Source organism: Mesorhizobium robiniae (genome assembly GCF_040545535.1).
Taxonomy (GTDB): domain Bacteria; phylum Pseudomonadota; class Alphaproteobacteria; order Rhizobiales; family Rhizobiaceae; genus Mesorhizobium; species Mesorhizobium robiniae.
In genome coordinates, this window is sequence record NZ_JBEPMC010000001.1 from 534,920 (window position 1) to 557,855 (window position 22,936).

The 22,936-nt window shown below is 61.4% G+C and carries 25 protein-coding genes and 2 pseudogenes; 14 read left to right on the plus strand and 13 right to left on the minus strand.

Going from position 1 to position 22,936, the window contains the following annotated elements; genetic code table 11:
- Positions 1 to 173: 173 nt before the first annotated feature.
- Positions 174 to 764, minus strand: a complete 591-nt coding sequence (locus ABID19_RS02540) for a hypothetical protein (RefSeq protein ID WP_354487754.1) — start codon at positions 762 to 764, stop codon at positions 174 to 176.
- Between the two features lie 47 nt (positions 765 to 811).
- On the opposite strand from ABID19_RS02540, the pseudogene ABID19_RS02545 reads away from it, so the two are divergent.
- Together ABID19_RS02545 and ABID19_RS34325 are read left to right on the plus strand one after the other, a co-directional pair.
- Positions 812 to 1,278: pseudogene (locus ABID19_RS02545) on the plus strand (DNA cytosine methyltransferase); the annotation flags it as partial.
- A 122-nt stretch (positions 1,279 to 1,400) separates the two neighbouring features.
- A complete protein-coding gene (locus ABID19_RS34325) occupies positions 1,401 to 1,832 on the plus strand; it encodes a hypothetical protein (RefSeq protein WP_435528676.1) in 432 nt (143 codons plus the stop codon).
- 134 nt (positions 1,833 to 1,966) lie between these two features.
- Here ABID19_RS34325 and ABID19_RS02555 read toward each other — a convergent pair whose 3' ends face one another.
- From ABID19_RS02555 to ABID19_RS02565, 3 genes and pseudogenes are all read right to left on the minus strand, one after another.
- A complete protein-coding gene (locus ABID19_RS02555; RefSeq protein WP_354487757.1) occupies positions 1,967 to 2,422 on the minus strand; it encodes a DUF982 domain-containing protein in 456 nt (151 codons plus the stop codon).
- A gap of 154 nt (positions 2,423 to 2,576) precedes the next feature.
- Positions 2,577 to 2,810: a hypothetical protein gene (locus ABID19_RS02560; protein WP_354487759.1), complete on the minus strand. Its 234-nt coding sequence runs from the start codon at positions 2,808 to 2,810 to the stop codon at positions 2,577 to 2,579.
- Positions 2,811 to 3,193: 383 nt separating this feature from the next.
- A pseudogene (locus tag ABID19_RS02565) lies at positions 3,194 to 4,103 on the minus strand (LysR substrate-binding domain-containing protein).
- Between the two features lie 127 nt (positions 4,104 to 4,230).
- Between ABID19_RS02565 and ABID19_RS02570 the strand changes: the two are divergent.
- Positions 4,231 to 4,935 carry an SDR family oxidoreductase gene (locus ABID19_RS02570; RefSeq protein ID WP_354487761.1) on the plus strand — a complete coding sequence of 235 codons (705 nt, stop codon included), beginning with the start codon at positions 4,231 to 4,233 and terminating at the stop codon, positions 4,933 to 4,935.
- Positions 4,936 to 5,039: 104 nt separating this feature from the next.
- On the opposite strand, the gene ABID19_RS02575 is transcribed toward ABID19_RS02570, so the two are convergent.
- On the minus strand, positions 5,040 to 5,465 hold the full coding sequence (locus ABID19_RS02575) for a MerR family transcriptional regulator (protein WP_354487763.1): 426 nt from the start codon (positions 5,463 to 5,465) through the stop codon (positions 5,040 to 5,042).
- A gap of 65 nt (positions 5,466 to 5,530) precedes the next feature.
- On the opposite strand from ABID19_RS02575, the gene ABID19_RS02580 reads away from it, so the two are divergent.
- Positions 5,531 to 6,268, plus strand: a complete 738-nt coding sequence (locus ABID19_RS02580; protein WP_354487765.1) for a cation transporter — start codon at positions 5,531 to 5,533, stop codon at positions 6,266 to 6,268.
- Between the two features lie 81 nt (positions 6,269 to 6,349).
- Here ABID19_RS02580 and ABID19_RS02585 read toward each other — a convergent pair whose 3' ends face one another.
- On the minus strand, positions 6,350 to 6,715 hold the full coding sequence (locus ABID19_RS02585; RefSeq protein ID WP_354487767.1) for a VOC family protein: 366 nt from the start codon (positions 6,713 to 6,715) through the stop codon (positions 6,350 to 6,352).
- 168 nt (positions 6,716 to 6,883) lie between these two features.
- On the opposite strand from ABID19_RS02585, the gene ABID19_RS02590 reads away from it, so the two are divergent.
- From ABID19_RS02590 to ABID19_RS02615, 6 genes are all read left to right on the plus strand, one after another.
- Complete coding sequence (locus ABID19_RS02590; RefSeq protein WP_354487768.1) at positions 6,884 to 7,195, plus strand: hypothetical protein; 312 nt, start codon at positions 6,884 to 6,886, stop codon at positions 7,193 to 7,195.
- Positions 7,196 to 7,205: 10 nt separating this feature from the next.
- Positions 7,206 to 8,096: a sigma-70 family RNA polymerase sigma factor gene (locus ABID19_RS02595; RefSeq protein ID WP_354487770.1), complete on the plus strand. Its 891-nt coding sequence runs from the start codon at positions 7,206 to 7,208 to the stop codon at positions 8,094 to 8,096.
- An 825-nt stretch (positions 8,097 to 8,921) separates the two neighbouring features.
- Positions 8,922 to 9,581 (plus strand): L,D-transpeptidase, encoded by a 660-nt coding sequence (locus ABID19_RS02600; protein WP_354487772.1) that lies wholly within the window; start codon positions 8,922 to 8,924, stop codon positions 9,579 to 9,581.
- A 10-nt stretch (positions 9,582 to 9,591) separates the two neighbouring features.
- Positions 9,592 to 10,104 (plus strand): OmpA family protein, encoded by a 513-nt coding sequence (locus tag ABID19_RS02605; RefSeq protein ID WP_354487774.1) that lies wholly within the window; start codon positions 9,592 to 9,594, stop codon positions 10,102 to 10,104.
- 198 nt (positions 10,105 to 10,302) lie between these two features.
- On the plus strand, positions 10,303 to 10,893 hold the full coding sequence (locus tag ABID19_RS02610) for an ankyrin repeat domain-containing protein (RefSeq protein ID WP_354488280.1): 591 nt from the start codon (positions 10,303 to 10,305) through the stop codon (positions 10,891 to 10,893).
- A 13-nt stretch (positions 10,894 to 10,906) separates the two neighbouring features.
- Positions 10,907 to 11,425, plus strand: a complete 519-nt coding sequence (locus ABID19_RS02615) for a YHS domain-containing (seleno)protein (RefSeq protein WP_435528677.1) — start codon at positions 10,907 to 10,909, stop codon at positions 11,423 to 11,425.
- Between the two features lie 11 nt (positions 11,426 to 11,436).
- Here the strand turns inward: ABID19_RS02615 and ABID19_RS02620 are convergent, their stop codons facing one another.
- A complete protein-coding gene (locus tag ABID19_RS02620) occupies positions 11,437 to 13,629 on the minus strand; it encodes an adenylate/guanylate cyclase domain-containing protein (RefSeq protein ID WP_354487776.1) in 2,193 nt (730 codons plus the stop codon).
- 317 nt (positions 13,630 to 13,946) lie between these two features.
- Entirely contained in the window at positions 13,947 to 15,104 is a 1,158-nt protein-coding gene (locus ABID19_RS02625) for a sulfite oxidase (RefSeq protein ID WP_354487778.1), read from the minus strand.
- Between the two features lie 540 nt (positions 15,105 to 15,644).
- Here ABID19_RS02625 and ABID19_RS02630 point away from each other — a divergent pair.
- The 3 genes from ABID19_RS02630 to ABID19_RS02640 all read left to right on the plus strand — a co-directional run bounded on the left by ABID19_RS02630 (position 15,645) and on the right by ABID19_RS02640 (position 18,780).
- Positions 15,645 to 16,277 (plus strand): DUF1326 domain-containing protein, encoded by a 633-nt coding sequence (locus ABID19_RS02630; protein ID WP_354487779.1) that lies wholly within the window; start codon positions 15,645 to 15,647, stop codon positions 16,275 to 16,277.
- Between the two features lie 8 nt (positions 16,278 to 16,285).
- Positions 16,286 to 17,164 carry a DUF2182 domain-containing protein gene (locus ABID19_RS02635; RefSeq protein ID WP_354487781.1) on the plus strand — a complete coding sequence of 293 codons (879 nt, stop codon included), beginning with the start codon at positions 16,286 to 16,288 and terminating at the stop codon, positions 17,162 to 17,164.
- A gap of 95 nt (positions 17,165 to 17,259) precedes the next feature.
- On the plus strand, positions 17,260 to 18,780 hold the full coding sequence (locus ABID19_RS02640) for an FAD-dependent oxidoreductase (protein WP_354487783.1): 1,521 nt from the start codon (positions 17,260 to 17,262) through the stop codon (positions 18,778 to 18,780).
- Between the two features lie 82 nt (positions 18,781 to 18,862).
- On the opposite strand, the gene dinB is transcribed toward ABID19_RS02640, so the two are convergent.
- From dinB to ABID19_RS02660, 4 genes are all read right to left on the minus strand, one after another.
- Positions 18,863 to 20,104 carry a DNA polymerase IV gene (gene dinB, locus ABID19_RS02645; protein ID WP_354487784.1) on the minus strand — a complete coding sequence of 414 codons (1,242 nt, stop codon included), beginning with the start codon at positions 20,102 to 20,104 and terminating at the stop codon, positions 18,863 to 18,865.
- 190 nt (positions 20,105 to 20,294) lie between these two features.
- The gene (locus tag ABID19_RS02650) at positions 20,295 to 20,708 is read right to left on the minus strand and encodes a hypothetical protein (RefSeq protein WP_354487786.1); all 414 of its coding nucleotides are present in this window, start codon (positions 20,706 to 20,708) and stop codon (positions 20,295 to 20,297) included.
- Positions 20,709 to 20,772: 64 nt separating this feature from the next.
- A complete protein-coding gene (locus tag ABID19_RS02655; RefSeq protein WP_354487787.1) occupies positions 20,773 to 21,231 on the minus strand; it encodes a GNAT family N-acetyltransferase in 459 nt (152 codons plus the stop codon).
- Positions 21,232 to 21,313: 82 nt separating this feature from the next.
- On the minus strand, positions 21,314 to 21,682 hold the full coding sequence (locus ABID19_RS02660; protein WP_354487788.1) for a hypothetical protein: 369 nt from the start codon (positions 21,680 to 21,682) through the stop codon (positions 21,314 to 21,316).
- On the opposite strand from ABID19_RS02660, the gene ABID19_RS02665 reads away from it, so the two are divergent.
- Positions 21,681 to 22,193, plus strand: coding sequence for a hypothetical protein (locus tag ABID19_RS02665; RefSeq protein WP_354487790.1), 513 nt, complete (start codon positions 21,681 to 21,683; stop codon positions 22,191 to 22,193). The two genes, ABID19_RS02660 and ABID19_RS02665, sit on opposite strands and share 2 nt — an antisense overlap.
- Positions 22,194 to 22,239: 46 nt before the next feature.
- On the opposite strand, the gene ABID19_RS02670 is transcribed toward ABID19_RS02665, so the two are convergent.
- Positions 22,240 to 22,935, minus strand: coding sequence for an XRE family transcriptional regulator (locus ABID19_RS02670; protein ID WP_352937533.1), 696 nt, complete (start codon positions 22,933 to 22,935; stop codon positions 22,240 to 22,242).
- Between the last annotated feature and the right edge of the window lies 1 nt (position 22,936).

A 22,936-nucleotide genomic window follows, 5' to 3' on the forward strand; every position in this document is an offset into this window, starting at 1 on the left:
CACCTCCGCGCAACTTCACTTGGCATTAACTCAGTCGGTCAAAACGCTGAAGGATTTGGTCTGCCTCTACTGCGCTCCCGGCGGAAATCAGCTGCTCAAGTCAGCCCAGGCGAGGCCTGTCAGCGGTTCTAAATGACGAGGGCGAGGGCAGCATGATGGCAACCATGCCATGTTCAATCGGCACTATTTCCACTGTTCGACATCAGCAACTCACACTCGCCGGATTTCCAACTCTCAGGAGGCTGAAGGCAGAAGTCAGTGAAGTGCCGCTTGCCGAAGACGTCGAGATATTCGCATCGGCCGAAGAAGAAAAGCTTGCCTTCAGGCATTGCCTTCAATTCGTCCTGCAGTCTCTGCCAAGTCCTAGGCGTCACCTCATTTTCGAGTTCGCGCATGTGCGACGGGCCGAGAGATTCCTCGGCGAAATCAATTGTGATAATCCGCCAAGCTTTGGCATTCGGTTCCACTGCCACGAAGATCATCGCGTCAGCAGTCAATCGATGAGCGGGTGTCTGGCCAACATTTTCGAGCTCGATCAGGAAAACCAGGACCGAAGTATCGGATCCCGCTTGTGGCGGGGTAAATCTGACAATGCGACCACGTTTGATAGCAACATAGGCCCGGCTCTGCTTCTCAGACGAGATCCGCATGTGTCGCAGGGTTTGCCACAAAACAAAAAGGGACAATGCAGCAAGCCCGAACGACGCCAGTTCGACCAGATCGCATCTCTCGTTGCACCAATCGACCGTTTTGGAGCCCTCCACCCCTCAGGAAAGTCTAGCACACTCGGGCTTTCCAAGGGGAGGGCGGCATGAAGCGCAAATTGTTGGTGGCCGACCTCTTGTGTGGAGCGGGCGGGTCGTCGACCGGGTGCCAGCGCGCCCTAGCCGAACTCGGTCTCAAGATGGAACTCGTCTGCGTCAATCAGTGGCCGACGGCCATTGAAACACACACCCTCAATCACCCCGAAGCCCGGCACTTTGTGCGAGACATCGCCACTGTTCGCCCGCATCTTCTGGTGCCGGAGGGACCTTGACCTCCTGATGGCTCGCCGACGTGCACGCACCACAGTGTTGCGCGCGGTGGCAAGCCGACGTCGGATCAGCAGCGTTCCGATCCCTGGCACATCATCACATGGCTGACCGAGCTTCGGGTGAAGCGCATCATCATCGAAAACGTGTGGGAGTTCGTCGGCTGGGGTCCGGTCGACCATCGCACGGGCAGCCGATCAAATCGCGCAAGGGCGAGTATTTCCATGCTTGGATTGAGACGATCCGTTGACCCGGCTTCGATCCTGAATGGCGGAAGTTGAACGCCGCTGACTACGGCGACGCCTTGATGGCGGACGCCGCCCCGAAGCGCAGGTCTCCGGACGAGGTGGAGTTCAGGGAGGCCGCAGAATGACCACGGCCTCCTCACCGTACACCCAATCAGACGTGACTCGGGTGCGCCTTGATGCCGACGGGCGGGATGTCTCCATCCTCGAACAGGATGTCTTTCTTTCGCGCGAAGGCGACGAACTCGCTGCGCGCGGTCTCGGCATCGATATCGCCGGTCAGCGCGGCCTTACAGGCGCGAATTGCGGCTTTCTGTTCTGGGCTGTTTCCGCACCATTCCACTGCGAACTGATAGGCATCAACGACTGTGTTGAGTTGCCGAGGAAAACCAAGTCCGACCCACACACGGACAGGCTTTTCGAACGGCTTCGCAAGCATAGTGACCTCCTTGGCTCTTGGGCCGGCACTCCGGCCTGGGTTTCTATGAATGACCGCTACGCGGCCGCGGAAAAATTTGTGCCCGACACAAATTCCTTTCAAGAGGTGCCGCTATGAACGCGCATCCCGGCGAATCCAAAGCCCATTGCCCGACGCCACCGAGGCCGAGCAAGCTATGCGATTCGCACTCTCCCAACTCCGCCTCGCCGAGCGCTCGCCTTGGTTCGGATGATGGGAGAATGGGAATGACCTCACATCAGATCTTCAGCTACCCGGTCAAGTCTCTTGAGACCCACGCTAGGCGGCTTTCTTTCAAGGAGGCCCTGTTCAGATGCGGCTGCCTCGAAGGCGGCGTAGGCAGCTTGGTGACTGCAATGTCCGGCCAGGCATTCCTCGATCATTCGGATTGCTTCAAGTCGGGACGGTTTGTCCATGGATGGCCATGGTTGCTGAAGCGCCTTGGCAGCGGCTGCTATCGAGGCGACCACCATCGGCCTGTGATTCAGGTAGATTGTAATAGGAATAAACGCCGTCATTTTTGTCGCTCGCCAGGATCGAAGGCGGTAAACGCGAAGACATGGCGGTGGTTGCATCATCATCGTGAATTTAGAGCGCCGATGCCCGATGCCGCCGGGGCTGAACACCCCTGCTTGGCGCCAACGAGCAGGGACGGGACGTCCGAAGAGCCTTGGTCGTTTCGGTTCCATGAACGAAAAAGCCAGCGGCCCCCGGCGAGGAAGGACGCTGGCTGATCGGCAATCCGATCGGACAGGATTTGCCTAAGAGAATGCTGCAAAGTCCAAACTATCGTCTGAAGCAACTGTTCCAGCGAAGGAACAGGTGACTTTCGGAACTGGCAGATTACTGGGTGTCGTCGACGCGCTCCGCGATAGCGAATGCCTGGAGGTTTCTTGTCTTGCCGTAATCCTCTTCAGCATTCGCTATGATCGAAAAGAAGGCTGCCCGCGCGATATCCTTTTTGGACGCCTTAGGGTGCCGGCTCTTGACGGCCTTGATCAGTTGTTTGGGGCTCATGTCCGGCTCGACGACGTGCATGAGAGTGTTGGCAATGTCCTGCATTTGGCTCTCTTCCATGTCCTACAACTCCGCATCTATTCCGGGGTTCCGCAGCTTAGCAGTCCGCTTGGGCGACGACTATCGCCTCGTGGTATTAGACTGCCCCCCTTTGATGCCATTTGAACTTGCGTGCGCGTCCCGGGCCGATGCCCTTTTGGTGCCAAGTGAAGTTGCGCGGTCGCCTTCTGGCTACCGGGCTTTCTGTCCTCGCCCGTTTCCGCTCAATGCCTTGTTTCCCGGGCTTCTGGCGGCTCTTCCCGGCAATTATCAGCTTTTCCCAGGATTAGGCGGCTGATGCCATCTGATCTTGCGCATTACACGAGCGCGGATACGGATCATCCCCACGAACATAGCCACCGAGAACACAGGCACTAACGGTGGCTCCGATCGGCTCCTTTCCGTTAGCCCCGCCTGACGTTCAGCGGTGCCTTATCCCCCTCGTTCAACAGCCATTGCCGAACGGCCTGCGTCGGCTCGGGGTGCCGCTGCTTGCGTGGAACCACGACGTAGAAGTCCTGCGTGCCGCGCATCTCCACGCCAAGAGACTGGACCAGCCGGCCGGCGGCGAGGTCAGCCGCGACAAGAAAGCGGCTGGCAAGTGCGATGCCCTGGCCCGCGACGGCCGCCTCTATCGCAAGCGCGGTCTGATTGAAGCGAATGCGTCTTAGCTCCGTCGTCATCTTGAGACCAACGGCCTTTTCCATGAATTCCGGCCACAGATTGTGCGCATCGTGGAGCAGCACATGATCCTTGATTTCTGCCGGCGCGATTTCGCTCGCGCCAGCAGCCAGCAAGGAGGGGCAGCACACGGCGATGATCTGTTGCGGAAACAAGAGATCGACGAGAAGGCCGGCGCCGAAGGGCGGGCGACCTTGCCTGACCGCGATGTCGACGCCGTCGGCCTGGAAGCTCGACAGGCTTTCGCTGGCCAGAATTCGCAGGTCGACAAGCGGGTTGTGCGCCACGAACTCCGGCAGTTTCGGGATCAGCCATTTGGTGGCAAAGCTCGGGGTTACGCTGATCGTCAGCCGGGCCGGCTCGGGACGCAGCAGCAGGGTTGCCTCCGAGATCAGGTCGAAGGCACGGCGAATGTTCGGCACATAGGCGCGACCCTCACTCGTGAGCGCGAGGCCGCGCGGCAGCCGCTCGAACAGCTTTATCCCCAGGTCGGCCTCCAGCCCGCGGATATGCTGCGCCACAGCACCCTGCGTCACGTTCTTCGGCTGCGATGCGGAAGTTGAGATGGCGCGCGGACGCTTCGAAGGCGCGAAGCGCATTGAGCGCCGGCAAGCTATAGAAGGCTTCGGGCATCCAGGAGTTTTTCTACAGGTTGATTTCAGACTTTCTGGTTCGAACCAGCCGGGAATACCGATTATATCACTACTTCAGCCTCGAAGACATCGCGTTCAGATTCCTGTCACCCGAGAAGGAAGATATGATGAGTGTAGAAAAAGTAGCTGTAGTCGTTGCCGGTGGCAGCGGCATGGGCGCTGCGGCTGCAAAGCGCCTGGCGGGGGATGGCTTCAAGGTCGCCATCCTGTCCTCATCCGGTAAGGGCGAGGCGTTGGCCACGGAGCTTGGCGGGCTTGGCGTGACCGGCTCCAACCAGTCGAACGACGATCTGCAACGTCTTGCGGATCTCACGCTCGATCGCTGGGGTCGCATCGATGTCCTGGTTAATAGCGGAGGTCATGGGCCACGCGCGCCGATCCTCGAAATCACCGACGACCAATGGCACACCGGCCTCGACATCTACCTGATGAACGTCATCCGGCCGACGCGCATCGTCGCGCCGCACATGGTCAAGCAGAAAGCCGGCGCCATCATCAACATCTCGACGGCATGGGTTGTCGAACCGAGCCCGATGTTCCCGACCTCGGCCGTGTTCCGGGCGGGGCTTGCCGCCTACACCAAGATCTTCGCCAACACATACGCCGCCGACAATGTTCGCATGAACAACGTCCTTCCCGGCTGGATCGACAGCCTTCCCGCCACCGAGGAGCGCCGCGACAGCGTGCCGATGCAGCGTTATGGCACCAGCGATGAAATCGCCGCGACGATTGCCTTCCTCGCCTCCGAAGGGGCCGGATACATCACCGGCCAGAACATTCGCGTCGACGGTGGCATAATCCGTTCGATCTGACGCCACCTCGCCGCCCTGGCTGGGGCATTGCGGGCAGGGGCCAAAGTGACGCTACAAGCGGCCCGTATCCACCGGCCGGAATCGACCCATTGCGGACTGCACTATCAGGTCTCAACTAAGCGGCCATGCCCGTGACTACTGTCGGCCAAGGTCTCGATAACGCGGCATTCAGCCACCCGGCCAGAGGCGCATTCCTTGACCATCCGCTGCAATTCCGTTCGTAGAGCGTTGAGGCTGGCAATGCGTTCCTCGACTTCACCAAGGCGTGCTTTTGCGATCCTGTCGGCAACGCCGCAAGATTGATCTGGGTTGTCCTGCAGCGAAAGAAGCGCGCGGATTGCCTCGATATCGAAGCCAAGTTCACGCGCATGCTTGATGAAGCCAAGTCGCGCCGCGGCGTTTTTGTCATAGCGCCTTTGCTGCCCCTCGGTGCGAGGCGGCGGCGGCAACAGGCCGATCTGTTCATAGTAGCGTATGGTCGGCACCTTCACTTCGGTGCGTCGCGCGAGTTCGCCAATCGAAAAATCCATGAAAAAGCCTCTTGAACCTCTAGTCACTATAGGGACTACGGTGCCTGCGCAAAAGGAGGCACCGCATGGCTGACCATTGCTGCAATCACGAAGCGAACGCTTCCTGCGCCCCGACGCCGTTGGTCTTTCCAGTGAGCACGACGGCCGCTCGCAACGAGGTCGAAGAGGCTTGCTGCCCTGGGGGCGTGCCAATCTTTGACGGCATGGACCCGCGCTACAAGCGCATGCTCTGGACAGTCATCGGCATCAATGGGGCGATGTTCCTGACGGAGATGGTGGCCGGTCAGCTTGCGGGTTCGCAGGCCTTGAAGGCGGATGCATTAGATTTTTTCGCCGATACCGTCACCTACGGGTTGAGCCTCGCCGTGATCGGGGCCAGCCTGCGCACACGAGCGACGGCCGCCCTGTTCAAGGGCCTGTCGCTTTCCGTTATGGCTCTCTGGGTCTTTGGTTCGACCGTCTATCAGACCCTTTTCCTTGGACTTCCGAGCGCTGAAATAATGGGCGTAATCGGCTTTCTTGCGCTGGCGGCAAACGTTGGCTCCGTGCTCCTGCTCCGACCCTACAAGGACGGCGACGCGAATGTGCGATCGGTCTGGCTTTGCTCCCGCAATGATGCGATCGGAAACGTTGTGGTTATGGCAGCGGCATTGGGTGTGTGGGGCACATCGACGGCATGGCCCGATCTGGCGGTGGCGGCGCTGATGGCAGGCATCTTCCTTACGTCTTCAGTGCAAATCCTGCGACAGGCGTGGCGCGAATATCACGAAGGACATCGCTCTGGTCAGATTGCTGCAGAATGACAACCATCGTCTGCTCACCACCTCTCCAGCCGTCAAACGGGCGCGTCAGAATTCAGAGGGTCGCTCTCCGGCTGGCCCCGCTCATTGGCTGGCGATCACCATGCGGTTGCCCTCGCTGTCGCGAAATTCCGCCACCGTGCGGCCCGGCTGCCAGGGCGCATCCTGCGGTTCGGTGATGATCTCGACGCCGCCCGCCTTCAGAGCGGCGATCGTGGCCTCGACATTCTCGTCGACCAGCACCAGCACCGGCTCCGCGCCCGGCGTGTCGTCGGCCCGCTTCACGAAATGCAGGTTGGTGATGGCGCCGGGAAATGTCAGCTCGATCCAGCGCCAGCCGCTATCGCCCATCTTCTCGTCGGCAGCGACCTGGCAGGCGAAATGCCTGGCGTAGAACGCCTTGGCGCGGTCCTGGTCGAACACCGGCAGCTCGGCAAACTGGATGTGCATGGTCGTTCTCCTCTCCTTGATGGCTGCCGCGCGGCCGCCCACAGGTGGAAGACGATCCGGGCGGCCGAAAAGATTCATAGCGTGCCGAGAATCTTTTCGGGCGTGCCGAGAATCTTTTCGGGAACGCGAAACGTCTTCTGCTCAGGTCAATCATTCAGGAGACGAACCGTGGGCTACAAACTCATTCGCTACAGCGTGAAAGACACCGGGCTGGAAGAGAACCGTGCGCTGGTGGCAAAGGTGTTCGAAGCGCTGGATGAGACGGCGCCGCAGAGCGTGCGCTATCTCGTGCTCGAACTCGACGACGGCGAATTCATCCATGTCGTCGGCGAGGAAAATGACACATCCGCGCTGACCGGGCTTGCGGCCTTCGAGACGTTCACGCAAAACCATGCGGAGCGGCGTTCGACCCCGGTCAAGCGATCGCCTGCCAAGATCATCGGCAACTATCATGTGCTTGAGGACGGCAAAGCCGGATAGAATGGACGCCATGATCCCACGGAAACTCGACCGGCCGGCGCTGGAGGCGATGCTCTCCGAGCTTCGCCCGAGGCTGCACCGCTACTGCGCCCGCATGGCCGGCTCGGTGATCGACGGCGAGGACATCGTGCAAGACACGCTGGTGAAGGCGCTGCAGGCGGTCGATGGCAGCATGACGGTTGAACGGCCCGAGCAATGGCTGTTTCGCATCGCCCATAATGCTGCGCAGGACCATCTGCGCCGGCGCCATCGGGAAAGGTCGCGCATGGCCGAGACCGACATGACCACGATCGAGGATCCCTCCGGCAGCGCCGACGCGCGGGTCGCCACGGCGGCCGGCCTGCGCAGCTTCATGCAGCTTTCGATGGCGCAGCGCGGCGCCGTGATCCTGGTCGACGTGCTTGGCCTTTCGCTGCACGAGACCTGCGAGGTGACCGGCGCGACACTGGCCGCGACCAAGGCGGCGCTGCATCGCGGGCGGGCGCAACTGCGCCTGCTGGCAGCGGAGCCGGAGCAGGTCGCCACGCCCAGGCTCGACGTCGATGACGAACGGCGGCTGCGCCGTTACGTCGACCTGTTCAACGCGCGTGACTTCGACGCGGTCAGGGCGCTGATCGCCGAGGATATCCAGCTCGAAGTCGTCAACCGCCTCCGCCTGCGCGGCAAGGCCGAAGTGTCGACCTATTTCGGCAATTACGACCGCGCGACCGACTGGGCGCTGTCGCTGGGCTTCGTCGACGGTAGGCCGGCGATCCTGATCCGCAACCCTGGGGAGCCGGACGGCGCCGTGCGCGGTTTCATGCTGGTCGAATGGTGGGATGAGCAGATCGTCCGGATCCGCGACTTCCGCTACGCGTCTTGGTGCCTGGCCGACGCGAAGATCAGCGCGATGGAGCGGTGAGGGGAGGGCTGGAAATGGTACGGAGATGGCGCACGAAAGCGACGCGGCCAAGGTTGCGCCACCGGCTTCGTTATTTGTTGAGGTGGCATCTGGCACAGCCTGCGGTCGCGGGTGGAACCTTCCGCCGTGACCCGGAGGCGACTTCCCTGGTGGAGCTTCGAATGACCGCTTTGCGCCCGCATGTCGGCCGTTTGTCGACGCTCAGCTCGATCCCGAATGCCGCCGTTCGCTCAGTCGTTGTGATGGGCTCGAGGCAACTGTGCAATCCAATGGATTGGCGGCTATCCGCCGGCATGATCCCGCCGGAAGAGCGAATTCGAACCAACGGCCGCTCGATGAACAGTCGAGATCTCTACCGGTGGGCTCTCGGGGAGCTGCTGATACCAAACTTAACTTAATTTCGGATCGGGCTATAAAGCATTTGCCGAATACGGTGGCGACGTGCTTGCCGCCCTATTTCACCAAGGACGGGGCCGCAAGTAGGAAATGCTGGTGCAACCTGTCACGCCGGACACCACAATAATCGCAGCAACCGAACGAAAAAAGCATGCATCACGGTTTGCCCACGGCATTGCTCACACGTCCGGATAGGGCAAATGTCGCAACTACGCTACGGTCCCAAACAGTCGCGCCAATTTGGTTAAGGTCTTGGATGGGGTTAAGCTAGACGTTCGTCCTCGGCAAGATTGTCACAATTCGGTCACTCGCCACCAGTGCCGAGTGTCCGGACACCGCGGACTGAAGCAACGCAGCATTTTCCACTTTGAGGCGAAGTAATTCTCAACTATGGTCCGCCAGGCTTTTGGCATGGGGGGAATATTGCCGATGGTTTTATCACGCAGGGGTGTCGTGCTCGGCGGCCTGGCGCTGGTCGCGGTGGGTGCAACCAGCAATATTGCCCAAGCCGCGGCGACAAAATCCTTTTTCGCCGGTACCGCCAGCGACAACAATTTTGTCTATCGCAAGACCAACTTCGTCAAGATCGACAAGAGATGGCATCGCCAGATCGTCAAGTATTTCAGCAGCGAGCCGGTCGGCACCGTCGTGGTCGATACCCGCCACCACTTCCTCTACGTCATCATGGAAAACAAGACCGCCATCCGCTACGGCGTCGGCGTCGGCAAGGACGGCTTCAAATGGTACGGACGCGCGACGATCGATCGCCGCGCGCTGTGGCCGCAATGGGTCCCGCCCCCCGAAATGCGTAAGCGCAAGCGGGACCTACCGCACATGGTCGCAGGCGGCGCGTCCAACAATCCGCTCGGGCCGCGCGCGCTCTATCTGCACCGCAACGGCGCCGACACCGGCTACCGCCTGCATGGCACGCTGGAGCCATGGAGCATCGGCACCGACGCTTCCAGCGGCTGCATCCGCATGTTCCCGGAAGACATCATCGACCTCTACCAGCGCTGCCCGATCGGCACCGCGGTTGAGGTCCTGCCGCACATCGCCGACCAGGCGCCCGCTTCCACCACTGTTGAATGATTGGCGCATCATGAACTGCATGATTGAAAACACGCGCCGGCTGCTCGCCGCCGGCCTGCTGGTGCTGGTCGCATCCTGCTCGACCAGCAACACGCTGGCCCCTTCCACGCCCGACGTCACCAACGCCGAGATTGCCGGCTTCCAGAACGTGCAGCCGGGCAGCGAGGAGGACTTTATCCTCAATGTCGGCCGCCGCACCTATTTCACGCAAGGTTCGGCCGCGCTCGATTCTGTCGCCAAGGCCACCCTCGACACCCAGATCGCCTGGTTAGCAAAGCATCCGCGCTGGCTGCTCAAGCTGCAGGGTTTCGCCGACGATCCCGGCGCAAGTGAAACGGCGCTGTCGCAGCAGCGCGCCGATGCGGTGATGGACTACCTCGCCGCCGGCGGCATAGACCGCAACCGCATGTGGGCCAAGGGCTACGGCAAGGACAGGCTCGTCCGCGACTGCCCCGATACCGCCTGCAGGTCGCAGAACCGCCGCGTTGTGTCTAATTTGCGCGATGAGAGGGACGAGCCGTAGGGGGCTGCTGTTCTGCTTGTGACCCGAAGCAGAGTCTCACACGCGACGGCGGCATGGCTGCTTTGCGTCCAATATCGGCCGTTGAGCAGACCATAGCTGCATCCCAAAAGCGGATATCCGGCCGCGCTGTCCGCCGGCATCTGCCCGATGAGCCCAATGCAGCTTGTATGACTCGAAGCTAATATGCTATTTTACACGATGCGCGGACTGCTGGCACTTACTATGCTGGTATTGGCGGCTACAAGAGTAGTCGCAGGTGAGCCGTTGTTCGACTCCATCGCTGCCGGCGACAAGAGTGCCGTGGAGCAAGCCTTGGCAGGCGGTGCCGACGTCGACAGCCGGGCGCGCGACCAGGCCACCCCCCTCATCGCTGCTGCTCTCGACGATCAGCTTGCCATTGCGGAATTCCTGCTTAGCAAGGGCGCCGACGTCATGGCACGCAATTCCGGTGGGTTTACCCCCCTCCATGCGGCTGCCTTTTCTGGAAGCCTACCGATCGCCAAGCTGTTGCTCGAGAAGGGGGCGGTGCTGGAAGACTCGGCCAACAAGTCTGGCGTCACGCCGTTGATAGTAGCGGGTGAGGAAAACCACGTTGAACTGGCAGAGTTCCTCATCGGCAAAGGCGCGGATGTGAACCATCCCGAAGCTCACGGCTACTGGCCGACCACCCGCGCGTTCTGGAAGGGCAATACCAACATCATAAAACTATTCAAACGGCATGGCGCGACGTGCCAGGCGAAAGTCCTTGGCGAAGCGAACGCTGCGAAGTGCGAAGCTATCCACGATTGAACGGAGAACGCAGATGAACATATCGATCAGACTGGTTCGCAATTCGGCGTCGGCAGTCGCATGTGCGCTCACCTTGATGGCCGGTGCAGGCTCTGCCTTCGCCGAATCGGTGAATACCGGCTACTTCGGCGGCGTGGCGATCATGGGCTACGACACGGTCGCTTATTTCACCGATGGCAAGGCCGTGAAGGGTTCCGAAGATTTTTCCTATGAGTGGCTTGGCACGCCGTGGCATTTCGCCAGCAAGGAACACAAGGAAATGTTCATGAGCGAGCCGGCCAAATACGCTCCTCAATATGGTGGGTATTGCGCGGGTGAAGTCGCCAACAACGAATCTGTCACCGTCAATGTTGATCCGGAGGCGTTCAAGATCATCGATGGCAAGCTCTACCTGGTCTACGACGAAGGGAACGCGGCCGCTTTTGCGGAGAATGCCGATGATCTAGTTCCGAAGGGCGATGCCAAATGGCCGGTCGTCGAAGCAAAGTTGGCAGTTGATGAGCCGGATTGGAACTTGATCAATAACCCCTGAGACTTGCGAGCTCAATTCACTGTCACGAAGTGAAACACCATACCTACATTGACATAAGAATACCCGTTGCCGGCAGCGTCCCTTCGTCTGTAGACGGGACCACAGATGGGGCGCCCAAACATATTTTCGCTCTGCTCACATAACAGGTCGCGATCGACGTAGACCCTCACCGTGATCATTCGTGTCATCGTGCGGAAGACTGCCGTGCCGTCCTGTTCGATCTGCATAATAGCTGGAAACCCGTCGGGTTCGAGGTTGCCTTTCAAGGTCTTGCCAACAACAAGAGATGCGATTTCCGCGCCGTTCAACCGGTCCTGTTCATCCGCGGTGAAGCCGAACGGCCATTTGGGCAGTCCTGCCTGGCGTAGGGCGTCGATGATCGGTGCCAAATCTTCAGCGTTGCGAAGATGGGCATAGTGATTCCGAAACGCTTCCAACGACCGCAGTCGAGCCAAGGATTCGGTCCTCGCCACCAGCCGGAGGCCGTCCGCAATCGCCGCTTTTGCGTCCTCTAAGCGGCCGGCGCGGGCATAGGCCGCTGCGAGCAGAATCCTAAGGCTGCCCGCCTCTGGAGCATCGTCGCGAGCGCGCTCGAGAGTCTCGACGGCTTTCCTGGTGTCCCCGAGCAAAAGCAAGACAACCCCGACAACCTCCCGGTCTATCGGAGCCAGATTGGGATCAAGCTTCAATGCCGTCTCGACGGCTAATGCCGCTTTGTTATGATTGCCGGCTAACAGCTGGATATAACTAACGGCAATTTGCGTCGCAGCGTCTCCGGAGCCTAATGCGACAGCACGCTCCGCCGAGGTGACCGCATCTTCATAGCGGCGATCCATGACCTGCATAATCCCGAGAACGGCGTAGGGCGATGAAAACTTCGAATCGAGCTCCAAAGCACGGCTTGCCTTCTCATATGCTCTCTTTCGCGCAAGCGCGCTCTGAATGATATCATCGGAGGCAGTGCGCCAAAGATAGACACTCAGCCGTGCGTCGGCGGCGAAGGCCTCGGCGAAGGTGGGGTCGAGCTTCTGTGCCTTCTCATACAGCGCAAGCGCCTCGCGCAATCCGTCGCCTCGACCGGTGCGCGCCTCCCGCTCCGCACGCAGGTAGGTATCATAGGCTTCGAGATTTGCAGTCGGCGGGCGTGCCATTCGCTCGCTCTCGGCTGCCGAAGCTTGGACGCCGAGCGCCCTGGCGATTTCCCGGCTCATCTCGTCCTGGACTGCAAACACGTCCGCGATGCCGCGATCGAACCGATTAGCCCATAGATTGTCGCCAGTGGCGATATCGATGAGCTGCGCGTTGAGACGGATTTGATCGCCGGTCCGTCTCACGCTGCCGTCAACGACAAATTGCACGCCAAGGTCACGCCCAACATCTGCCAAAACGAGGGGTTTTCCTTTGTAGGCAAAGACGGAGTTACGGGCGATCACATCGAGACCGGAAAGCTTCGCAAGGTCGGTGATGAGGTCCTCGGTGATGCCGTCCGCAAAATAGTCCTGGCCGGAATCGCCGCTCAGGTTCGTAAACGGCAGTACCGCAATGGATGGTCGTTGAAGCGCGGAGGGCCTCTGCCAGGCAAAGATGCCTACAACCAAGGCGATCAACAGGACCGTCGCGATTCCTGCCAAAATCATGATCCAGGAGCCGGGCCGGTGTGGCGCGGCCACGATCTTCCCCGATTGTCCGGGATCTAGCAGGACCCGATAGACGCGAATCGGATCGGCGATGTTCTTGAGGCGCTGCTCTCCCAGACCGGCAAAGCCTACATCCACTTTGTGCGCTGCGTGATCGAACGCCGTGCCGGAGATGCAAATTCCGCCGGGCTCTGCGATCGCCTGCAGACGGGCGGCGATGTTTACACCGTCGCCGTAGATATCGTCACCCTCAACGATGATATCACCGAGATTGACACCAATGCGAAACCGGATTTGTCGGGCTTCGGCGGTGCCTTTGTTGCGGTCGGCCATCCGGCGCTGGATCTCAGCAGCACACTGGACGGCATCGACGACGCTGGCGAACTCGACAAGCGCGCCGTCGCCCATGAGCTTGATCATGCGGCCGTGGTGCTTCTTGATCTCGGGGTCGATCAGTTCGCGACGGCAGCTCTTCAGTCCCTCGAGCGTGCCTACCTCGTCCTCGCCCATGAGGCGGCTGTAGCCAACCACGTCGGCAGCAAGTATTGCCGTAAGCCGTCGCTCCATACGTGCCGTGCGCCTTCCCTGGTCGGTCGAAGCGGCTTTGCCTTCAGCCTATTCTAGTCCTGCTTCGGACGCGAGTGTGCGCGACCGTGTTGTGGCTATAACTAGAGGATGGCCGCCGATTTTCGCCGCTGCAGCTCGGCGGCAGAAGCGCGTCGTAATTGGTGTCGAAGTAGAAGGGAAGCGAAGCCGTGGTCAAAGTCGGCCGGCGGTGTGCCCGCCGCAGCCCTTTGATTGAGCTTGCGAAGGGGGCGCCAGCCCTCTCCGCAAGCTTTCGGATCAGGCAGATCCAAACGCAATTGCCACATGGCAGCAAGTTATTAGTCGACACGCACGCGGCGCGTCACCTGGCCATTGCTTTCCCAGTATGTGTGTTTCCTCGCAATCAAGGGATCGTCCATTGCCGGTTGAATTTGTCCTGTGGTGCTGACCGCGCGCGAGGTCACCGTGTGTTCTCCAGGAGCGGGACTTGCCCAATCCAGGGACCAGATCTTCCAGGCGTGCTCGGCCTCCTCACTGTGGTCGATGGTCGCTGGTGCCCATGGCCCTTGATCGATTTGCACTTCGACCCGGTCGATCGGCGCCCCCCAGGCTGCCCCGATGACGCGGTAGTCCGAACCTTTCCGGGTGACCTTCGCAGGCGCGGACTTTATCAGCGCCCGGCCGACTGAGTTCTCGGTCCACACGGTCTCGCCGTTGTGCTCTTCCTCCCGGATGGTGACATAGTCACGGGCCATCAGAAGGCTCATGAAGCGGGTGTCGCGAACCTCGATGCGCTCCAGCCACTTGACGTTGGCGATCCCGTACCAGCCTGGAGCAATGAGCCGCAGCGGAAAACCATTGGCCGGCGGCAAGGCGGCTCCGTTCATTTCATAGCAGAGGAGATTGTCGGAGTTCATCGCGTCGGCGAGCGACATGCTGCGAGCGAAGTTCTGCTGCATCTTGAGGTCGCGTATCGCGACCTCGCCTGTGTCAGTACCGAAAAAGACGACCTCGATGCCCTTCTCCATAACGCCGGCTTCCTCGAGGATCGGGGCGAGCGGCGTCCCTGCCCAGCGGGCATTGCCGATGCCGCCGGTGAAAAAGGGAAACCCGTGATTGCCCGAGCATTCCACTGTGAAAACGACCTCCTGCCGCGGCCGCGCCTTGACGTCGGCGAGTGACAATTTCAAAGGCTTCTTGACCAGGCCGCCGATCTCCATGGACCATGTCTTCTCGTCGATCGTTGGTCGATTGAAATGCGAGATGCTGAAAAACTTGTCGTTTGGCGTTATCCAGCTATCCAGATCCTCCCAGACAAGCTGGTTCTGGATACCTACCGGATCGGGACTTTCGGTCGGCTGATCCAGCCACGGAACAACTTCCTCGCTTGGCCGTGTTGGAAAAGCGTAAGCCGAACGCAAGGTATAGAGAGCAGCAATTGCGGCAAGAGCCGCGCTTCCTTGAACAAGAAGTTCTCTGCGCTGAAAATCAGGCATGTTGTTTACCTCCCGGTTGATCCGGAACGGGCTGCAGCGTGCCTTAGGCCGTAGCCTGATCACGGATAGGCGACAAAATGTGAGGTCTGCCCACCCGGAAGTATCCGGATAGGTCAGGCAATCACCGACGCAAGTCAAGCATGTGAAGCATTGGGCGAAACACTAGCTCGCGTTTCGCACGCAAAGAGTGCGCCTTTGAGAAGGAAGTGTCCACAACCTGGGCGGGACATGGTGATGATTGCAGCATCTCAGGCCGATTTCCTGCCAAAATCGTTGCTGCTCGGACCGCTAACGGACGCCCGCTTCTGGCTCACTTCCGGACCTTCGCGGGGTGCGGTCGCAAAGGCCCGTTACGACCGAATTGCTGCCGTTCCGATATCGGCCTCGCCATCTCCATGGCGGATGTTCACCCCAAATCAGGCAAGAAACCGCGTTGGCCTGCCGTCTCTTGTCGCGATCAGCCTTGGCGCCACAGGATGGCGGCGCGGCCGGCGCAGGTGTATGATGGTGGTCTAATATTTCGAGATGAGGGAGGACAGCATGACGTCTTGGGAAATCAAGGGACGCGAACTCGTCAATTGCACTTGCGAATATGGCTGTGGCTGTCAATTCAATGCGCTGCCCGACAAGGGCCATTGCCATGCGGTGGCCGGCATCCAGATCGATGAAGGCCATCATGGCGAAACCGCTCTCGACGGCCTGCGGATCGCTGCGATCTTCAAATGGCCTGGCGCGGTCCACGAAGGCAATGGCGAATGCATCGCTTTCGTCGACGAGAATGCAACCGACCGGCAGCGCGACGCGCTGCTGCGCATCATGACCGGCCAGGACACCGACCCGTTCGCGACGATGTTCGCCGTCTACGCCTCAACCGTGACAAAAATGAATGATCCGGTTTTCACGAAGATCGATCTCGACCTCGATATCGACGGCCGCAGGGGCCGCATCTTCGTCAAGGACTACATCGAAACCGTCGGCGAGCCGATCCGCAATAAGGTGACGGGCGCGGAGTCGCGCGCTCAGATCGTGTTGCCGGACGGCTTCGAATATGCGGTCGCCGAGATCGGTAGTGCCTCGAGCACAACCAGCGGCCCGGTTCAAGTGAATACGAAGGACAGTTACGGCCAGTTCGCGCGGCTGCATCTCAACAATCACGGGGTGGTACGAGCCTGACGCGCCGCATGGACGGCGCGTCGCCACTGGAACGCCTGCTTAGACGCGACCGCGTCATCACGATTGCGGGCGTGGTGGCGTTGTGCCTGCTGGCCTGGCTTTATATCGTCGCCGGTGCAGGGCTTGGCATGAATGCGTGGGAGATGACGAGGCTCGCGCTCTTCCCCCACCAGCAAGCCGCCGAAGTGACCTCCGAGATGTCCGGCATGGATATGTCTGGCATGGACATGAGCGGTATGGCCATGGCTACGGAACCGCGGGTCTGGGGGGCCGCGATCTGGGCGCTGATGATTGCGATGTGGTGGGTCATGATGGTCGCCATGATGTCCCCGAGTGCGGCGCCGACGATCCTGCTCTATGCGCGCGTGCATCGCCATTCGCTCGCACAGGGTCAGATCCAGGACAAGCTCGCGCCCACCGGCGTTTTCATGGCAGGCTATCTCCTGGTCTGGCTGGGGTTCTCCATCGCGGCAGCCGCGCTGCACTGGCTGCTCGAACGCGAGGCATTCGTTTCAGCAGCGATGATGAGTTCGCAGAGCCGCTGGCTTTCAGGCATCGTCCTGATCGCCGCGGGCCTGTATCAGCTCTCGCCGCTCAAGAATGCCTGCCTGTCGCATTGCCGGACGCCGACAGCGTTCCTTTCCCGACACTGGCGCCCCCACACGTTTGGCGCGCTGCGTTTGGGCGCCCTGCACGGGGTGTTCTGTGTCGGATGCTGCTGGATGCTGATGGCGTTGTTGTTCGTGGGTGGCGTAATGAACCTGGTGTGGGTTGCCGCGCTCGCCATTCTGGTGCTGGCTGAAAAAGTGTTTCCTGCCGGCCAGTGGGTCGGCCGCGCAGCCGGCATCGCCCTGATCGCCTGGGGTAGCGCAACGCTTTTGGTCTGACGACCAGCGGCCGCCTATGCGGCTCTCAAACGCGTGGAGGAACTTTGAAACCTCGCATTCGTTTACCCGAATGTTGGGGATGGGAGGTTCCGCCGATGAATGTGAGCGACGAAAGGACCGTATCCCTCTGGGCGCCGACCGAAGTAGCGCCTGATACGGTCCCGCTCGGGCAGAGCGAACAGGTCGATGTCGTCGTCGTCGGGTCTGGAATTGCCGGACTGTCGGTCGCGTACGAACTGGCTGCCGCCGGACAAAAGGTAGCTGTCATCGATCGCGGGCGGATCGGCAGCGGCATGACGGCCCGCACCACTGCGCACCTGTCATCCGTCTGCGACGACTATTTTTCGGAACTGATCAAATTGCGCGGTGAGGACCTGGCGCGGATTTTTTATCAAAGCCAATCGGCGGCTATCGACCGTATCCAGTCAATCCAGGAGACGGAGAGTATCGCGTGCGATTTCCGGCGCCTCTACGGCTTTCTTTTTCCGGCTTCCGGCGGCCGAGAATCCGATATCGAGCGCGAGCTGGACGCGGCTCTGAAAATCGGGGTCGACGTCGAGAAGATCAGGGGCGTGCCGTTTACGGGCTTTTCAGATGCGCAGGCCCTTCGATACGCCAATCAGGCGACCTTCCACCCGCTCAAATATCTCGGCGGGCTGGTCGCAGGCATCCGCGCGCGCGGCGGCGCGCTTTATGCCGATACCATCGTTGAAAAGGTCGAGGAGACTGACGGCGGCGTGCGCGTAACCACGGCTTCGGGCTTTACCGTGTCTGCCAAATCGGCCGTTGTCGCCACCAACTCGCCGATCAACGACCGGGTCGCCCTCCATACCAAGCAAGCGCCCTATCGGACCTACGCGATGTCGTTCGAGATCGCGCGCGATACCCTACCGGATGCGTTGTATTGGGATACTGAGGACCCTTATCACTACGTTCGGCTTCAGCCTGGCGAAGGCCGTACCGACTTCCTGATCGTCGGAGGAGAAGACCACAAAACAGGGCAGGCCGACGATGCCGGCGACCGCTTCGCGGCCCTGGCAGCCTGGACCAGAAGGCTGGTGCCCGATATCGGCGTGGAAACGAACCGGTGGTCCGGGCAGGTGATGGAGACCGTCGATTATGCGGGGTTCATCGGCCGCAATCCTGGCAACAGCCGCGTCTTTGTGGCGACTGGGGATTCCGGCCAGGGCATCACCCATGGCGTCGTCGCCGGCCTGTTGATCTCCGACCTGATTCTGAAGGGCGAAAGCCGCTGGCGCGAGCTTTACGAGCCGTCGCGCAAGACGGCAGGCGCGATCGGCGATTACCTGGCGGAGAATGCGACTGCGATCAAGAGTTTTGCCGAGTATGTCGCGCCCGGCGAAATTGATTCCGCCGACAGACTGCGACCGGGAGAAGGTGCCATCGTTCGCGAAGGGCTCAGCAAAATCGCCGCGTTTCGCGATGACGACGGCACGCTCCACAAGCGCTCGGCCGCATGCACGCATGTCGGCTGCCATGTCCACTGGAACTCGCTCGAACGCTGCTGGGACTGCCCTTGCCATGGTTCGCATTTCGCTATCGACGGCACGGCTTTGAACGGACCTGCGGTGTCGCCGTTGGCTTCGCTTGAGTAGGGGAGTAGGGGAGGCAGTAAGGCCAATTTCCGTACTCCCTTACTCCCCTGCTTCCCTATTTCCCTGCACCGGCCAAGCCGCCTCACAATTCCTTTTCGGCCAGTTCGCGAAACGCGTCGGGAACCGACCGCGACAGTCCGAGCGCGACCGAGGCATAACCGACTGCCTCCCAGCCGAAACGGTCGCGGATCTTGTCGATGGCGCGGTCGGCGGTCCAGCGCGCGGCACCCTTTCTGGTGCCGGGGCGGCGGCGGTCATCGTCGAGGTCAAGCGGCAGTTCCAGTTGCAGGGCCGATTGCTTCTCCAGATGCGAGACGGCGATCGCCAAGAGCGAGATGGTCTTTTCGTGCGGATGATCGACAAGCACCTTGCGCACCAGCGCCTCGGCGATCTCGGCCAGCATGGCGGTTGCCGAAATCGGCTGGTCGAGCGTGATCGAGCGCGTCACCGAGCGCAGGTCGGCAAAGCGGACACGGACCGTCACCGTGCGGCCGGGTCGCGATTTCGCCCGCAGCCTGGTGGCCACCCTGTCGGCCAGATGCAGCAGCGCCGGCACGAAGACCTGCTCCTCGGCCGGCTTCCTGCCGAGCGCCGATTGCGCGCCGGCCGATCGCGCCCGGCGCTGCGTCTCGAGTTTGCGCGGATCGCGGTTCCAGGCCAGCGCGTTGAGCTTTTCGCCCGCTGCCGGCCCGAGCAGGCGCTCCAGAGACCAGCCCGGCGTCTTCGCCAGCTCGCCGATGGTGTTGACGCCGATGCCGGCCAGCCTCTCCCTGGTGACCGGGCCGACGCCCCACATCAGCTCGACCGGCAGATCGTGCAGGAATTCCAGCTCGTGGCAGGGATCGACGACCACCAGCCCGTCGGGCTTGGCCACTTGCGAGGCGATCTTGGCCAGATGCTTGGTGCGCGCCACGCCGACCGAGATCGGCAGGCCAAGCTCTGCCCGCACGCGGCGGCGGATCGTGTCGGCGATCTCGGCCGGCGGACCGAACAGATGGGTGCAGCCGGCAACGTCGGCAAAGGCCTCGTCGATGGAAATCCGCTCGATCAGGGGCGTGAAATCGCCGAGCACTTTGATGGCCGCGTCGCCCAGCCGCTGGTAGTCCTTGAAATGGCCGCCGACGAAAATCAGCCCGGGGCAGAGTTCGCGCGCGCGCCGCCCCGGCATGCCGCCACGCACGCCAAACGCCTTGGCCTCGTAAGACGCGGCCAGCACGACCCCGCCGCCGACGGCGATCGGCTTGCCGCGCAGGGCCGGGTCGAGCAGCTGTTCGACCGAGGCATAGAAGGCGTCGAGATCAGCGTGGAGGATGTTGGCTTCCATCCGGCCCGTTCGCCCGCGGCGGTTCGAACGCCGCACTGTCTTGAGGGTGGGTTTCCTACGGAACATAAAGAGAACAAATGGGGCGGATTGTCAAGGAGCGCGGGCGCTTCCGCCCGGCCGATCAACGCCGCTGCGCATCATGCGCGTGGCTCAGTCATTTCAACGCGACGAATGAACAGATGGCGGGCCACTAGCTGGCTGTCGGTGTGGCTTGAAGTGTTGCCTCACGGCAGAGAGCGACGAGGTCGGCCCCATAGGATGGCGTGATAGCGATGAGCGTGGTCTCCCCGGAGACGATTCCTGCGACCAGGGCGGCCAAGTTTTTGGCGTGAGCATCGTGATAGCGGGCTGCAGCCGATGGATGAGGGACCGGAGAGAGCCGTTCCATGTACCAGCTGCCGTCAGGCTCTCGTCCGGTAATGATCTCCAGACGGTCGATTATATTGCCCTGGCGGAAATCTTCGATCTGGAGCAATTCCACCCCGTCAAGCCGCAGCTCGTAGCAGGCGCCCTTCCATTGTCTAAGACTGATCGTCGCCTGCCCCTCGGCGACCTGGATGCCGGTCAGATAGCCGTCGTGGAAGCTGGGAAAGCTGTCAGCCATTTTAGCTCCTCCTTTTCTCCGTCATCGTGGCGTTCGCGCTGAAACCCGTGAGAGGTGCCGCGACCTACAACGCCATCTTGTAGCCGAGATGGCTGGCGGTGAAGCCGAGGCGCTCGTAGAAGGCGTGCGCCTCGCCTCGGCTCTTGTCCGTGGTGAGCTGGACGAAGCTGCAGTTGCGCGAGCGGCACGTTTCAATCGCCCATTCGATCATCTGCTTGCCGACGCCGCCGGACCGCCGGTGGCGGGCGACGCGAACGCCTTCGATCTGGCCGCGCCAGACGCCTTTCCTCGAAATGCCTGGGATGAAGCTGAGCTGCAGGGTTGCGATCACTTGCCCGGCTTCGACAGCTACGGCCAGCAGCTGGTTGGGATCGGCTTCGATCGCGCTGAAGGCTTCGAGATAGGACGGCGCGAGCGGCGTTGACGGGTCTTCACGGCCGGCGCCAAGCGCATCGTCGGCAAGCAGCGCGACAATCGCCGGCAGATCGGGCGCTTGCGCGCGACGGAATTCAATCTCGCTCATCGAGGGGAGATTTACGGCGCGGCGTCGGCGACGGCAAGTGCGGTCCAGCCATCTGCGGCGGATGGCGTCGACGACCGCCGGCTTACGCCGCCTGCTGTGCCCAGAGGCGGTGACCAAAACGGCGGAAGAAGCGCGCCAGGAGCCGCTGCTGCCTGGCACGGGCGAGATCGGCGCCGCGCCTTTCCTGGCGCCAGCGCGGCATGTTGCGATAAGAGGCGATGAAGCGGGCGGCGTCCTCCAGCGCCTCCTCGGCCGACTGCGCCGGGCGGATCGCCGCCAGGAACAGGGCCTCGCCGTGCTTCAGCCGGTCGACGATCGCTTTGCGCTGGCCATGGCCTAGCCGCGCTTTGCCTATGCCGTCGAGGCGGATGGCCGCCAAGGCCGCCAGCATGGCCGGGCTGTCGCCGGTATAGCCGCAATCGCGGGAGAATTGAGCGGAGAGGGCGTCCATGCTCGTTTCCTTGGCTGGGCGGCGGCCGCGACGGATACTCGGCCCATCCGTTCGTCCGCGGTGCTATTATCCGCCGCTATTGAATATAAGCATAACTCAAAAATTGATACAAGTTAAACTTTTTCATCGGTTTGAGCGGAACCGACTCGACTCCTTGGGAAAAACCCATAAGAATGTGAACAAAACAGGAACCGAGGCACTAGGGGCGATGGTATTGCCGGGCAAGGAAGCGACGATCGCCGAGGTTGTCTCGATCGCGGTCGAGTGTATGGATTGCGGCCGCAACAGATGGTGGAAGCCAGCTGAGCTCAGGCGTTACGGCGTGAGCGCGCAGACGCCGCTGGCAGCTCTTTCGGGGCGCCTCATTTGCAAGGCCTGTCGCGCCGATGGGTTGCCGGGCACGGCGATCGCGATCCAGGCGGCGTTCATCGACGAGCAGCAGCAGCGCCGCGCCGAGGCGCGGATGCTTAATGAGCGCGAGATTCCCCTGGAGGGATCCAGGCGGGCTTGAGGGACTAGCAATATCTCCCCCGCAACGGGGGAGATCCGCCGCCCCCTCAATACCCCAGCAATTCCTTGAGCGGGATGACGCGGAAGACGGCCTTGATCGCGTAGCGGTTGAAGGTCAGCGTCTTCGGCGGATTGTACTGCTCGACGACCAGCTCGGCGGCGGTGCGCTTGACCAGCTTTTTGATGAACGCCTTGCCGTTGCGCTCGTTTTCCTCGGGAAACATCTCGATCACCACGTGGTCGCCGGGCACGGCGTCGCGGCCGCCGCAATAGAGCATCTCGCCGGGCTCGTAGCGCGGCACCATCGAATCGGAGAGCACATGCAGCGCGAACACCTTGCGCAAATGGGCGATGCCGGGCGGGCGCTGGACATAGCCGGCGACCTCGCCGTTGAAGGTGAAGTCGCCGTCGTCGCCGCCGACCGCAGCACCCAGAAGCTCGATGTCCATCGGGCCGGCGGGCAGGGGAGCGGCGTCGGTGACGATCTCGGCGTCGGCGACATTGTCGGCGTCGTCGAGGAAGACGACCTCGCCCTTGCCGAGCGCCACCGGGTCGACGCGCAGGAAGGCGGCGGTCTTCAAAAGGTTCTCGGTCTTGGGCAGGTTGCGGCCGGTTTCCCAATTGCCGACGGCGGCGACATCGGTGTCGTTGTGCTCGGCAATGTGGCGCATCACCAGGCCACGCTGCTTGCGCGCCTTGCGGATCGCTGCCCCGACCTTGATCGACAATGCGGTTTTCGCCATG

What these genes read in the sequence shown, in the direction of transcription:
- ABID19_RS02615 (WP_435528677.1), top strand. Translation starts at nt 10,907, where the DNA reads ATGAACATATCGATCAGACTGGTTCGCAATTCGGCGTCGGCAGTCGCA.
- ABID19_RS02575 (WP_354487763.1), bottom strand. Translation starts at nt 5,465, where the DNA reads ATGGATTTTTCGATTGGCGAACTCGCGCGACGCACCGAAGTGAAGGTG.
- ABID19_RS02560 (WP_354487759.1), bottom strand. Translation starts at nt 2,810, where the DNA reads ATGGAAGAGAGCCAAATGCAGGACATTGCCAACACTCTCATGCACGTC.
- ABID19_RS02585 (WP_354487767.1), bottom strand. Translation starts at nt 6,715, where the DNA reads ATGCACATCCAGTTTGCCGAGCTGCCGGTGTTCGACCAGGACCGCGCC.
- ABID19_RS02660 (WP_354487788.1), bottom strand. Translation starts at nt 21,682, where the DNA reads ATGGACGCCCTCTCCGCTCAATTCTCCCGCGATTGCGGCTATACCGGC.
- ABID19_RS02665 (WP_354487790.1), top strand. Translation starts at nt 21,681, where the DNA reads ATGCTCGTTTCCTTGGCTGGGCGGCGGCCGCGACGGATACTCGGCCCA.
- ABID19_RS02625 (WP_354487778.1), bottom strand. Translation starts at nt 15,104, where the DNA reads ATGCCTGATTTTCAGCGCAGAGAACTTCTTGTTCAAGGAAGCGCGGCT.
- ABID19_RS02650 (WP_354487786.1), bottom strand. Translation starts at nt 20,708, where the DNA reads ATGGCTGACAGCTTTCCCAGCTTCCACGACGGCTATCTGACCGGCATC.
- ABID19_RS02605 (WP_354487774.1), top strand. Translation starts at nt 9,592, where the DNA reads ATGAACTGCATGATTGAAAACACGCGCCGGCTGCTCGCCGCCGGCCTG.
- dinB (WP_354487784.1), bottom strand. Translation starts at nt 20,104, where the DNA reads ATGGAAGCCAACATCCTCCACGCTGATCTCGACGCCTTCTATGCCTCG.
- ABID19_RS02620 (WP_354487776.1), bottom strand. Translation starts at nt 13,629, where the DNA reads ATGGAGCGACGGCTTACGGCAATACTTGCTGCCGACGTGGTTGGCTAC.
- ABID19_RS02630 (WP_354487779.1), top strand. Translation starts at nt 15,645, where the DNA reads ATGACGTCTTGGGAAATCAAGGGACGCGAACTCGTCAATTGCACTTGC.
- ABID19_RS02570 (WP_354487761.1), top strand. Translation starts at nt 4,231, where the DNA reads ATGAGTGTAGAAAAAGTAGCTGTAGTCGTTGCCGGTGGCAGCGGCATG.
- ABID19_RS34325 (WP_435528676.1), top strand. Translation starts at nt 1,401, where the DNA reads ATGACCACGGCCTCCTCACCGTACACCCAATCAGACGTGACTCGGGTG.
- ABID19_RS02580 (WP_354487765.1), top strand. Translation starts at nt 5,531, where the DNA reads ATGGCTGACCATTGCTGCAATCACGAAGCGAACGCTTCCTGCGCCCCG.
- ABID19_RS02600 (WP_354487772.1), top strand. Translation starts at nt 8,922, where the DNA reads ATGGTTTTATCACGCAGGGGTGTCGTGCTCGGCGGCCTGGCGCTGGTC.
- ABID19_RS02655 (WP_354487787.1), bottom strand. Translation starts at nt 21,231, where the DNA reads ATGAGCGAGATTGAATTCCGTCGCGCGCAAGCGCCCGATCTGCCGGCG.
- ABID19_RS02635 (WP_354487781.1), top strand. Translation starts at nt 16,286, where the DNA reads ATGGACGGCGCGTCGCCACTGGAACGCCTGCTTAGACGCGACCGCGTC.
- ABID19_RS02670 (WP_352937533.1), bottom strand. Translation starts at nt 22,935, where the DNA reads ATGGCGAAAACCGCATTGTCGATCAAGGTCGGGGCAGCGATCCGCAAG.
- ABID19_RS02555 (WP_354487757.1), bottom strand. Translation starts at nt 2,422, where the DNA reads ATGGAACCGAAACGACCAAGGCTCTTCGGACGTCCCGTCCCTGCTCGT.
- ABID19_RS02595 (WP_354487770.1), top strand. Translation starts at nt 7,206, where the DNA reads ATGATCCCACGGAAACTCGACCGGCCGGCGCTGGAGGCGATGCTCTCC.
- ABID19_RS02640 (WP_354487783.1), top strand. Translation starts at nt 17,260, where the DNA reads ATGAATGTGAGCGACGAAAGGACCGTATCCCTCTGGGCGCCGACCGAA.
- ABID19_RS02610 (WP_354488280.1), top strand. Translation starts at nt 10,303, where the DNA reads ATGCGCGGACTGCTGGCACTTACTATGCTGGTATTGGCGGCTACAAGA.